Annotated in this window: 6 protein-coding genes; 1 reads left to right on the forward strand and 5 read right to left on the reverse strand. The window is 51.4% G+C overall.

All coding sequences use genetic code 11. The annotated features are described in order from the left end of the window. Positions 1 to 328: 328 nt before the first annotated feature. Positions 329 to 1711 carry a UDP-glucose dehydrogenase family protein gene (locus AC2215_RS01870; RefSeq protein WP_486808251.1) on the reverse strand — a complete coding sequence of 461 codons (1383 nt, stop codon included), beginning with the start codon at positions 1709 to 1711 and terminating at the stop codon, positions 329 to 331. A gap of 133 nt (positions 1712 to 1844) precedes the next feature. Next, the gene (locus AC2215_RS01875) at positions 1845 to 2780 is read right to left on the reverse strand and encodes a UDP-glucuronic acid decarboxylase family protein (protein ID WP_486808252.1); all 936 of its coding nucleotides are present in this window, start codon (positions 2778 to 2780) and stop codon (positions 1845 to 1847) included. A 202-nt stretch (positions 2781 to 2982) separates the two neighbouring features. Here AC2215_RS01875 and AC2215_RS01880 point away from each other — a divergent pair, with 202 nt between their 5' ends. Beyond that, on the forward strand, positions 2983 to 5223 hold the full coding sequence (locus tag AC2215_RS01880) for a glycoside hydrolase family 57 protein (RefSeq protein ID WP_486808253.1): 2241 nt from the start codon (positions 2983 to 2985) through the stop codon (positions 5221 to 5223). A gap of 165 nt (positions 5224 to 5388) precedes the next feature. Here AC2215_RS01880 and AC2215_RS01885 read toward each other — a convergent pair whose 3' ends face one another. From AC2215_RS01885 to smc, 3 genes are all read right to left on the reverse strand, one after another. Next, positions 5389 to 6756 carry a calcium-binding protein gene (locus tag AC2215_RS01885; protein ID WP_486808254.1) on the reverse strand — a complete coding sequence of 456 codons (1368 nt, stop codon included), beginning with the start codon at positions 6754 to 6756 and terminating at the stop codon, positions 5389 to 5391. Between the two features lie 799 nt (positions 6757 to 7555). Next, a complete protein-coding gene (locus AC2215_RS01890; protein ID WP_486808255.1) occupies positions 7556 to 8560 on the reverse strand; it encodes a PRC-barrel domain-containing protein in 1005 nt (334 codons plus the stop codon). Between the two features lie 46 nt (positions 8561 to 8606). After that, positions 8607 to 12224 (reverse strand): chromosome segregation protein SMC, encoded by a 3618-nt coding sequence (gene smc / locus AC2215_RS01895; protein ID WP_486808256.1) that lies wholly within the window; start codon positions 12222 to 12224, stop codon positions 8607 to 8609. Between the last annotated feature and the right edge of the window lie 749 nt (positions 12225 to 12973).

The following is a 12973-nucleotide window of genomic DNA, read 5'->3' on the forward strand; positions in this document are numbered from 1 at the left end:
GGGAATAGGGATGAAGTACTTTGCTCCCCAGCAACCAGATGTAGCCAGTGCGATCGCTTCGCTCATCAAGAGGCTTGCCAACCGCCCGAATCTCACCCAGAGTCGGCATCCCGTCCACGTCGCGGTAGCAAAACTGACGTTAATTATGAGATTTGATATCAAAAAGGCATAACGCACAATAAAAAAGGGCAACCTGTCGCAGATTGCCCCGATCGAAAATCAGAGTAGAATTAAGCGACAAATCTTAAGGGGTTTGTCGCATTTTCATTCAAGTCATCACGGTCAAGAGCGTTGTGTCTAAATCGAAAACCCTCGACCCGACAAATTCCTAGTGACCGATGCCGACGTAGCGGAAGCCAGCTTTTTCCATCTCCTCTCGGTTGAGGAAGTTACGGCCGTCGATGAGGACGGGAGTGTGCATTTGCTTGACCATTTTGCTGTAGTCGAGAGATAGGAACTGTTTCCAGTCCGTCACCAAAACTAGCGCATCGCAACCATCGGCTAACCGTTCGGGATCGGTTTCCACCAAAACCCCCGTCAACCCGTCCCGCAGTCCCGAAGAAGAAACGATCGGGTCGTAGGCTTTGACTTTCGCCCCCAAACGATTTAGGTTTTCGATCAGCAGCAGGGAAGGCGCATCGCGCATATCGTCGGTATCGGGTTTAAAGGTCAAACCGAGCAAGCCGACAGTTTTGCCTTTGAGGATTTTCAGCTCTTTTTGCAGTTTTTCCAACGCCAGCAATCGCTGCCGCTTGTTCACGTCAACGGCAGCTTTGAGCAATTGAGCCTCGTAGCCATAGTCATCAGCGGTGTGAACCAAGGCCGACACATCTTTCGGGAAGCACGATCCGCCCCAGCCGATTCCGGCTTGCAGGAACTTGCCGCCGATGCGGGAATCCAAACCGATACCTTGGGCAACCTGAGTCACATCAGCCCCGACGCGATCGCAAATATTGGCGACTTCGTTGATGAAGCTAATTTTGGTCGCCAGGAAAGAATTGGCCGCGTATTTAATCATCTCGGCGGAGTTGAGATCCGTCATCACCACGGGAACCGGAGGTAAGGAGGGATCTTCGGCAAATTTACGCTGGGTGATGGGTGTGTACAATTCTTGCATCATCGTCAGTGCCTTCGAGGCATTGCTACCCAAGACGATGCGATCGGGGTTGAAGGTATCGTAAACGGCCGAACCTTCTCGTAAAAATTCCGGGTTGCTGACCACGTCGAACTCCGCCTCGAGCTCGGAGAGTTCCACTTGGGCACCTTCACCAGCTAATTCTTTTTGGCGCTCGGCAATGCCATCGAGCACGATCATCCGCACCCAGTCACCAGAACCGATGGGCACGGTGGACTTGTTGACAATCACCTTGTAACCATCATTAAGATGAGTGCCGATGCCGCGAGCCACCGCTTCGACGTAGCGAGTATCGCTTTCTCCGGTGGGCAGAGGCGGCGTTCCCACCGCAATGAATAAAATCTCGCCGTGGTTGACACCCGCCCCCAAATCGGTGGTAAACTCGATAGTTCCTGCTTGGATGGCAGATTCCATAATTTCAGAAAGACCCGGTTCGAAGATCGGAGAGCGACCGGCTTTCATCATTTTGACTTTTTCTTCGTTGTTGTCAACGCAGATCACATCGTGGCCGACGTGAGCCAAGCAAGCTCCCGTAACCAAGCCAACATATCCGGTGCCAATGACACAAACACGCATATCAGTTAATCCTTCTAACTAAAATAAGGGTCGGGGATTTATCAACGAGTTCGCACCGTCACAGACTTTGACAGGTGACTCGATCCCAATATAACGAACAGATTGTGTAGGCACCCAGATGGAGTTTAATTTCTTATTGAGCACAGAGGCGCTCTCGGAAGTCCTCGATGGTCAACTTCAATCCCTCGTCTAAGGCAAGCGTCGGTTCCCACCCCAACCAAGTTTTGGCTTTGGTAATATCGGGCTGACGGCGACGGGGATCGTCTTTGGGAAGTGGCTCGAATTGAATCGGCACATCCGGATCGATTTTTGCTTGGATGGCCTGGGCGAGCTGCAAAATGGTATATTCTCCCGGATTTCCGAGATTCATCGGACCGATATGTTCTTCGTTATTCATCAAGCGGATAAATCCCTCGATTAAATCGGAGACGTAACAGAAGCTGCGGGTTTGCGACCCATCTCCGTATACGGTGAGAGGAATGCCTTTCAAGGCTTGAACGATAAAATTACTGACAACCCGACCGTCATTTTGCTGCATCCGGGGGCCGTAGGTGTTGAAAATACGAGCCACTCGCACGTCAACACCATTTTGACGGTGGTAGTCAAAGGCGAGGGTTTCGGCCACTCGCTTACCTTCGTCGTAGCAGGAACGAATACCGATAGTATTGACGTTGCCGCGATATTCTTCAACTTGAGGATGAACGTCGGGGTCGCCGTAAATTTCTGAGGTAGAGGCTAGAAAAAACCGCGCTTTCACCCGCTTGGCGAGTCCGAGCATGTTCAACGTCCCCATGACGTTGGTTTTGATGGTTTTGACGGGATTGTACTGGTAGTGAACGGGGGAAGCCGGGCAGGCGAGATGGTAGATCTGATCGACTTCTAAGCGAATGGGTTCGGTAATATCGTGGCGAACCATCTCAAAGTAAGGATGTCCGATCCATTTGAAAATGTTGCGCTTGCTTCCGGTAAAGTAGTTGTCCAAGCAGACCACTTCGTGACCTTGCTCCATCAATCGATCGATCAGGTGGGAACCGAGAAATCCCGCACCGCCGGTGACCAAAATTCTCATGCGAGTTCTATATTCTATCTTGAGGTGAGACTCGCCTTCTAAGGTATACTGCGATCGAATAAACTGTCTACATTCAATCTCGGGTTACACTTAAAATTTTCTTAAAATTTCGGACTTAAATTGTAAAGTTGCTGCTAAATCCCGATCGAAGTGGCATCGGGCATTCGGTTGAATTCAGTTCCTCCAACGTCGGCTTAGACCTATGGCTCATCCCCTATACGTTGCATTCATCTGGCACCAGCACCAACCCCTCTACAAAAGCCGTGCCGAACAGTCGGAGGTTGCTTATCGTTTACCTTGGGTGCGGCTGCACGGTACGAAAGATTACCTGGATTTAGTACTGATTTTAGAGCGTTACCCGCAACTGCATCAAACGGTTAACTTGGTACCCTCTCTGATTTTACAGCTCGAAGAGTACATTGCCGGCGAGGCGATCGATCCTTACTTGCAAGTGGCGCTGGCCGATGTCGAACAGCTGACCCCCGAACAGAAACAATTTGCGATCGAGCATTTCTTCGATGCGAACCACCATACCCTCATCGATCCCCATCCCCGATATCGCCAACTCTACGAACAGCGTCAGGATCGGGGTATCGATTGGTGTTTGCACAACTGGCAAGCCAACGACTACGGTGACTTAGCCGCGTGGCACAACCTCGCCTGGATCGATCCGGTGTTTTGGGAAGACGAACAGGTTGCCCGGTGGCTGGAGCAAGGGCAAAACTTCACTCAGACCGATCGAGCGGCAATTTTCGCCAAACAGAAGGAAATCCTCGCGCGCATCGTTCCCCAGCACCGTAAGATGCTCGAATCGGGACAATTGGAGGTGACCACCACCCCCTACACCCACCCGATTTTACCCCTGCTGGCGGATACCAATGCCGGTCGGGTTGCCGTCCCCAACATGACCCTGCCCGATCGCCGTTTCCAATGGCCCGAAGATATTCCCCGCCACCTGCGCAAAGCCTGGGAGATGTATAAAGATCGTTTCGGACAACCCCCTCGGGGACTGTGGCCGTCGGAACAGTCGGTGAGTCCGGCGATTTTGCCCTACATTGCCCGAGAAGGATTCGAGTGGATTTGTTCCGATGAAGCGGTGTTGGGATGGACGCTCAAGCACTTCTTCCACCGGGATGGGGCGGGGAACCTGTGCGAACCGGAGTTGCTGTACCGTCCCTACCGTTTGGAAACTCCCGATGGGGATTTGTCGATCGTCTTTCGAGACCACCGCTTGTCCGATTTAATCGGCTTTACCTACGGGTCGATGCCCCCCAAAAAAGCGGCCGCCGATATGGTGGGTCACTTGGAAGCGATTTCGCGATCGCTCAAATATCGTCAGGGAACGGGCAGCCCGACCCTAGATAATCCCTGGTTGGTCACCATCGCCCTAGATGGGGAAAATTGCTGGGAGTTTTACGATCGCGATGGCAAGCCGTTTTTAGAGTCGCTGTATCAAACCCTGAGCGATCGCGACGATATTGAGTTGGTGACGGTTTCCGAGTTTCTCGATAAATTTCCCGCTACCGCAACCCTTCCGGCGGACGAACTCCACAGCGGGTCTTGGGTGGATGGCAGCTTCACCACCTGGATCGGCGATCCGGCGAAAAACCGGGCGTGGGATTTACTCGCCGACGCGCGGCAAGTGTTGGCAAACCACCCGGAGGCGACGGAACAGACCAATCCCGAAGCTTGGGAAGCCCTCTATGCCGCAGAAGGGTCGGACTGGTTCTGGTGGTTCGGCGAAGGGCATTCGTCCAACCAAGATGCGATGTTCGATCGCCTCTTCCGAGAACATTTAGTCGCCCTATACCAAGCCCTGGGCGAACCGGTTCCCGAATCGGTCTCTCAACCCGTTGAAGACCATACTCCCCTGGGAGACCACGGTCCCCTGGGCTTCATCCATCCCACCATTGACGGTCGGGGAGACGAACAGGATTGGGATTGGGCCGGTCGCCTGGAAGTAGGAGGCGCGCGGGGAACCATGCACCGCAGCAGTGCCATTCAGCGGCTGTGGTACGGGGTCGATCACTTGAATTTCTACCTGCGATTGGACTTCCGCAGCGGCGTACGTCCGGGGAAAGATTGCCCCCCGGAGTTAAATTTGCTCTGGTACTATCCCCACCGGACGATGCACAACAGTCCGATTCCCCTGAGTGAGGTGCCCGATACTTCCCCAGCGAATTATTTGTTCCACCACCACCTGGAAATTAACTTGCGCAGCCAGTCGGTGTGGTTCCAAGAGGCGATCGAAGATCTTCAGTGGCATCCGCGCAATTCTCGCGCTCAAGTGGGGTTGGATACCTGTTTGGAAGTGGCAATTCCTTGGGCGGATTTATTGACAGAACCCGATTGGTCGTTGCAAATGATGTTGGTTCTCTCTGAGGGCGATCGCTTTTGCGATGCGGTACTCGATGATGGCATCGTTGAAATTGTGATGCCGTAGGGAAGGCGATTTCGGTTCGGATCGCGTGGGGGACGGGGTGGAAGAAGATCCCAGAGAATCGATCGTCGCTGCCTGCGACGATTGACTCCCGACACTCCACCCTCGTCAAAAATAATCCGATCGCAGAGGTTCGCTTACCCCCTCAGAACGTTGCGAGATCGTCCTCTAGAACAGTTCGTCGAGTGTCTCTGCTGCACCAAAATAGACATCGGTATCAACGCTAAAGTCTCCATCTTCTACTCGATCGCCGAAAACCGTAATTGTTCCCAATTCATCGGCATCATGTGCGCCGGCACCACCTTGATTGCTGATTAAGGAAATAATCGATTCCTCAACACCATCGCCATTCACATCGGCATAGCTCACAGATGCTTGTACGGTATGTCCGAAAATCGCAATGCTATCCCCTTGAGCTTTTTTGTAATCTAAGATGACGTCATCCCCGATGGCATCTACCCAATGATCGTGAACGTTGTCATTTTCGTGAGCAACCATCCTCCAATTAATTTCACCCGTTGAAGGATCGGCGTGCCGTTCGGCAATTTCATATTTTGCATTGATTAACAGATCGAAACGGAATACATCTGCTCCTTTACCGCCTGTGACCGTATCATTTGAATCGAGATAAGGTTGCTCTGGATAAACCTTCGATTCATCGGTTTCTTGAGCGATATCCGGTTCCCCCGCATCACTCCGAAGATGAAGAGTATCGTTTCCTTTGCCTCCATCTAAAAGATCGTTTCCAAAACCATCCAGAAGAAGATCGCTTCCTTTGCCACCATCTAAACTATCGTTTCCTTTGCCGCCATCTAAACTATCGTTTCCTTTGTCGCCATCTAAACTATCGTTTCCATCATCTCCAAAAAGCAAATCGCTTCCATTACCAGTAATTAAGCGATCGTTGCCATCACCGCCAGAAAGTGTATTTTGACCTTTCCCTCCCTCTAAAGTGTCATTTCCATCATCTCCAATAAGCAAATCACTTCCATTATTAGCAATTAAGCGATCGTTGCCATCACCGCCAAAAAGTGTGTTTTGACCTTTTCCTGCATTTAAAGTGTCATTTCCATCATCTCCAAAAAGTAAATCGCTTCCATTACGAGTAATTAAGCGATCGTCGCCGTCACCGCCAGAAAGTGTATTTTGACCTTTCCCTCCCTCTAAAGTGTCATTTCCATTATCTCCAAAAAGCAAATCACTTCCATTATTAGCAATTAAGCGATCGTTGCCATCACCGCCAAAAAGTGTGTTTTGACCTTTTCCTGCATTTAAAGTGTCATTTCCATCATCGCCATATAAACTATCGTCTCCTTTCCCTCCATCTATAAAATCGTCTCCTCGATCGCCAAATAATTCGTCTTTTCCATGACCACCCAAAACAATATCGTTGCCATCACCGCCAAAAATTAGATCGTCTCCTTTCCGACCAGAGAGATAATCATTTCCATTGAGACCTAAAATGTAGTCAGCGTTCTTGGATCCGATCAGGGAATCGTCGTTCTCGGAGCCAATAATCGTATTATCGATCGTCATAATTTAAGCGTACCTATGTGTAGACAGTCCCAGATTGATGTCTGCGATTCAGTGTATGAAACCCACTTCAATCCTTGATTTGGAAAAACAATACAAACCATATCGTTGTATTTTTTAAATCCGTTCTTTGCTTTCAAAATACGACGACTGTTGTAATTATTTAATTTTTCCAAAGCTCAGTTAGTACTGTAATAATGAATGAAAATAATGTAAATTCGTAATTTCACGAACTTCATCAAAGCCAGAAAATAATTTTACGTATTACTTCAGATTAATTCTTAATTCGAGCACGGATTCTAATCAAAAATACGCAACTTTATACTCAAAAGTCGATCGAAGTTTTGAACTTTTGTGAATTCTATTTTTTATAGCAGTCGTCACTACGGTTAGCCTGGATTATTCACCAAACGCGAAAATCCCCATCTCTGTCTAACCTCTCGCACACAGACTGTTTTTCGAGTCAATTTCGAGCTAGTTGATTAGGCAAGGCTTTTAGCGATTCTCGTTAAACCTCATGGATCGTGCAGGTTAGGACAATTGAATCTCACACCACGACCTCTCGAACCCCACTCCCTCAGCAACGCCCGATCGCAACATTAGCGCTTAACATGGCGGTGGCTAGATCGGGCAACTCACCCCCTTTGTCACCCCTTGAGCGTCCATGAAAGTAGAACCCAATCATACGAGAATCGTGGGCAGTTCGATCGCTCGTGCAAAGGTACAACCTCCGCGAGAAAAACTGCCCACCCTACAAATTCTTTCTTTTTCCTTTCCTCTTTAACCCTTTTTCACCAAAAGTCTAGTATCCCGTTTCCTCTTCGTACTCGGGCATCTTCGTTTTCTTGGGCAGATTCACTTTCGGAGCTTTGTAAGTTTTCGTATCTTCCTCTTCCGCCCAGGCATCGGCTTCGATATCCTCGTAGTCGTCGTACTCGGCGTATTCCGGGTACTGGGCTTTGGCAGGGGGTTCGGCTTCGGTGTAAGGGGCTTCTTCGTAGGGCTGGGCGTACTGAGCGCGGGAAGCTTCGCTCCAGTTATCCTCTTCTTCGTACTCGGCGTAAACGACTTCCGGCTCTTCTTCGTAAAGGGGTTCGGGTTCCGGACGATCCCATTGGTCTTCATCCCAGCGCGATTCCTGTGCCGGTCGGGCGGGGGTTTGCAGGGGTTCTTCGATCGGGGTGCGAATGCCGCTGCCGAGCTGATTTCCGGGCTTGGCGACGGGGGTGCCGAACTCGTAGTCTTCTTCCCGTTCCCAGGGGGGAGTACTCAGGTTCAATCGTTCGAGAATACCGACGCTAATCTGGCTCAACCGCTCTTGGGCCCCTTCAAAGACGATGAGACGATTCGGACCGCTGCTGACCACTTCTTCGATAGGCAGTTCGTAGGTACTCAAGACGGATTCCGGGATTTGGGGAATCCCCACAGAGGCGATGATAATCGAGACGACGGTGCCGTCTTCGGTATTGAATTTGAAACCGCGCACCTGTCCCAGGAGTTCCCCGGTTTCGGTAATCACCTCGCTGCGGATTAAATTGCTATAACCTTCAACATCCAGGTCATCTTCAATAACATCATCGTCTTCGACCAAAATCACATCGCCAATTTGACTGATTTCAGAAAGGCGCATATATCGAGGCAGGGCCGTCACGGCGAGGATATTTTCTCTCACCCCCAGGGCGACGACGGTACGGCGATCGATATCCACCCATAGCTGACTGACGACCCCGAGGCGTTTGCCGGTATCGCGAGTGATAACTTGAGTGCCTAATAGATCGGAGCGTTGGCGAATGTTTTCGGTTGTCATTATAAGTGGAACCCAGATCTCAAATCTCGATCGATATATTGTAATACTACACAGAGGAACTTTGATGTTGCAATTTTATCCCCAATACTTGGGTGTAGGCTCCTCGCGCTTGCGTCACGCCAATGGTGCGCTCTGCCGATTCAATCATCGGTCGGCGCAAACTCACCACGATAAATTGGGCCTGCTGCGCCTGTTGTTTAATCATTTTAGCTAATCGTTCTACATTTGCTCCGTCAAGAAACATATCCACTTCGTCAAAAGCGTAAAACGGAGAGGGGCGGTAGCGCTGCAAGGCGAAAATAAACGATAGGGCTGTCAGGGATTTTTCCCCCCCGGACATGGAAGCGAGACGCTGGACGGGTTTACCTTTAGGGTGCGCCACCAGGTTCAAACCGCTGCTGAAGGGGTCTTCGGTATCGCTCAACTGGAGGTAACCGTCCCCTTGAGACAGTTCGGCAAAAATTGCGGAGAAGTTTTCGTTCACGGCATCGAAGGCTTCGCGAAAGGCTCGCAAACGCAAGGTGGTGAAGTTTTCAATCCGCAGCAAAACCTCGGTGCGTTCTCCTTCGAGGGTGGAGAGTTTTTCCGTGAGTTGTTCCAAGCGGGTTTGGGTTTTGTCGTATTCTTCGAGGGCGAGCATATTCACCGGTTCCATCGCCTGGATGCGCTTGGCAAGAGATTTGAGTTCTTTTTGCAGCGCGTCGAGATTAATTTTCTCGGGGACTTCCGGTAGGGGATCGGGCAAATCCGCTTTGCGTTCGTCGAGTTGCTCGCGCAGGGTTTCGAGTTGTTCCCGTCGTTGCTGCTGACTTTCTTGGAGTTTTTGCTGTCGCCATTCGAGCTGTTGGGCGGCGACGCGCTGCTCTCGCAGGGCGGTTTCGGCTCGATCGCGCTCCTGTTTCTCCTCCCCAAGTTTGGCTTCGATTTGAGTCAGTTCTGCTTTCTGACGCTCGATTTGGGCGACGATGCCCTGTTGCTGGTTCTCCAGGGCGGCTTTTTGCACGTCCTGGGTTTCTCGTTCGGTGCGATAATCGCGATCGCGCTGGTGTCCGGTTTGAATTTTTTCTTCGAGGCGCTGGCGTTGGGCATCGAAGCCTTGGAGTTGTTCGAGGGCTTCGCGTAAAGCAGACTCGCGCTCTTGCAAGACCTTTTCTCGTTCTCGGATAGCGGCTTGGGCGGCTTGCCACTCGCTGTGGGTGCGATCGCCTTCTAGTTCGGCCAGCTGTTGCCGCAGTTGTTGCAATTGTCCTTCGAGTTGGGGGAGTTGCGTATCGAGTGCTTCGAGTCGAGTTTGGGTCGTTGCCCGTTCTTGGGTATTTTTCTCTAGTTGCGATCGCCCGTCTTGGTGCTGCTGCGTCAATCGCTGGATCTCTTTTTGCAGTTGTTCGGCTTTGAGCTGGCACTCGCGATACTGCTGTTTGGCATCGGCGAGTTCCCGCGAATGGAGTTTGAGTTCCGATGCCCACCGTTCGATGCTCGAATCGCACCGTTCCAGGATATCGGCGATCTGGGTCAGACGCTCGCGCAACCCGGTCACTTCTGCCGACTCCCCCTCTTCTGCATTACCAAAGTGTAATTGGGAACTGTTACCCCGATTCGCGCCCCCCGTCATCGCGCCGCTAGTTTCGAGCAATTCCCCGTCGAGGGTGACGATGCGCGTCCGCCCCAATACCCGCCGGGCATTATCGAGGGTATCGAAGACGACAGTTCCCCCAAAAACGTAGGCAAAGACTTCGTCGTATTGGGGTTCGCATTCAATTAAATCGACGGCGTAGTTGAGAAAACCTGCGGTGTTTTCCACCTCTCGCAGGTGAGAAATGCGAGGCGATCGAATCTTATTCAACGGTAGAAACGTAGCGCGTCCCGCCCGTCGTTCTTTGAGCAGGCGAATCCCCGCCGATGCCACTAAGTCATCTTCCACCACCAAAAAACCCAATCTTCCCCCCGCAGCGGTTTCCAAAGCCAGCTGAAAATCTGGTTCTACCCGTCCCAACTGAGCCACCAAACCGCACACTCCCTCCAATCCCGACTGGATGACGATTTTGGTGGCATAACTGCCAGAGGCTTCTTGCATCACCTGGGCTTGGGTTTCCAACTTATCCAGGCGGCGCTGTTTTTCTCGCTGTTCTTGCAATAAGCGGGTTTGGGTTTCTTGCATCACTTGCAACTCTGCTTCCGCTGCCGATGCCAGTTCGTTGAGGGATTCGACTTGGGTGCGCGCGGTGGCCAGTTCGCGATCGAGTTGCTCGGATTGCTCGTGTTTGGCGGTTTCCTCCCGCTCTAACCCCGCCAGAGATGTCTCCAACTCTTGAATCTTGCCATCGAGCTGAGAAACCCGCTCTCGAAGCTGCACGTTCTCGGCACGCTGGGGTTCGAGGGTGGCGAGCAGGGTTTCGGTTTGATGGCGTAAATCCGTTTGCTCCCGCACCCAGGACTCGGCGGTGTCGGCAATGGAACTGGCCGCTTCTCGACTGCGTTCTAGGGCTTGACGGGCTTCGTTGCGCGCCCCTTCCCGAGCGGCGATGGTTTCGGTTTCGAGTACGGTGCGTTCTTGGAGTAATTGGGCGAGCGATCGTTCGTTTTCTTCGATCTTTCCCTGATTTTGCGAGATCGAATTTTTAGTCTGGGCAATGTCCGATTCTAGGGTGGAGTAGCGCTCCTGCAACTGCTGCTGCTGGGCTTCGAGCTTTGCCAGGGCTGACTGTCCGGCGAGGAGTTCGTCTTCTCCCAAGGCTTTCACCCGCGCGTTGAGGGCATCGAGTTCGGCACTGGCGCGATCGATTTGTTCTCCCAGGGTTGCTAATTGTTCGGTAAGTTCAGTGCGAGTGCGATCGCCCGCTTCGATTTGCTCGCGCAATTTGGATTCGGCTGCGCGCAGTTGCTGCCATTGCAGAACCACTTCCCACACTTGCTTTTCTTGCAGTTCGGCGCGCAACTTCTGGTATTTTTCGGCTTTCACCTTATCTTCGGCAAGGCGATCGCGCTGGGAAATCAGCTCTTTCTCAATAATCCGACATTGTTCTTCCCGTTCTCGCACCGCATCGAGTTTTCCCCGCGCCTGGTTGATTTTGCGATCGAAGGCCGCCACCCCGGCTAACTCGTCGATAATCTCCCGTCGCTCGCGGGGATTCATGGAAATAATACTGGTCACGTCCCCTTGCAATACGACGTTGTAGCCTTCGGGATAGATGCGCAGTTGGTTGAGCTTTTCGTGGAGTTCCGTGAGGGTGGACGCTTCGCCGTTGATGAAATAATTGGAGGTGTAGCTACCAGATTTGGTCACCCGCAGCCGCCGCGTCACCATCCATTCGGGGGATTCTAAGGTCTCGATCGCCCCGTTGTTTTTTAAATCTTCTTCGTTCTCTTCCGCTTCGAGTTCCCGAGAGCGACTAAAATCTGCCGAGAGATCGAAAGTTACCGTGACGCTCGCTTCTACTGTGGAACGGCGAGAAGTGCGATCGTGGTTCACCAAATCCGGCAGGCGATCGGCCCGCATCCCCTTCGATGAGGCAATTCCCAAACAAAATAGCAGCGCGTCGAGAATATTCGACTTCCCCGATCCGTTGGGTCCGGAAATCACCGTAAACTCCGGCATCAGGGGAACCCGCGTCGTGCCGCCAAAGGATTTGAAGTTGGTGAGTTCGACTTGCTTAATGTGAACCATTTAACGCCACGTGCAACTTAATTCTCCAAAACCCTCTCGCTCGGGGGAAAAGGGGAAGGGGGAAGGGGAAAAGGGGAATTTTTCGACTCGCTCACCATATAGCTTTGCTCAAAGTTGTACATGGCGTAATTAAAAAGCGCGATCGCCGCCCAACAGCCTTGGGGACACAACTCCCATAGAGTAGCACAGAGGCTTGCAGTTATTTGAAACTGACGAACTTTAGAAAAGGAAAAACGGTCCGAACGATAGGAATTAGGGGAAATACAGTCACTCAAACCATTTTAAAAGCCGGGAGAAAAATTTAGGAATCGTCTTGAAGATCGATCGTCAATGAATTGAGAATTAAAGCGTCTTTTCAAATTATGTAGAACGCTCAAAGTTCGATCGAGATTTCTTTAGAATCACGCCAAGCTCGCCGTCGCTCCTCCCTTTGTGCGGTCGATGAGCTCGACGCTCGTCCTTCTAGCCTCGGAACCGAGAAGCCGAAACCACAATCGGCTTAAAACCCTTGGTACGACTTATTCCCAAGAAGTGTCAAGATTTCTATTTCCATCGATCGATCTGGAATTTACGGTCTCGATCGGCTCCGGGACGAGGGATAAGATCCCAACAGAAACTCGACGATCGAACGGGCTTGTTCTCCCTCGAAGATCGTGGTAACATTCTAAATATGAAGGTAGTTAGCGCCCTAAAAAATATTATCTCTTCGCCATTGCATTCACTGCAATTCCAAATATTAAGAAGAGTTA

The organism is Zarconia sp., assembly GCF_057467645.1.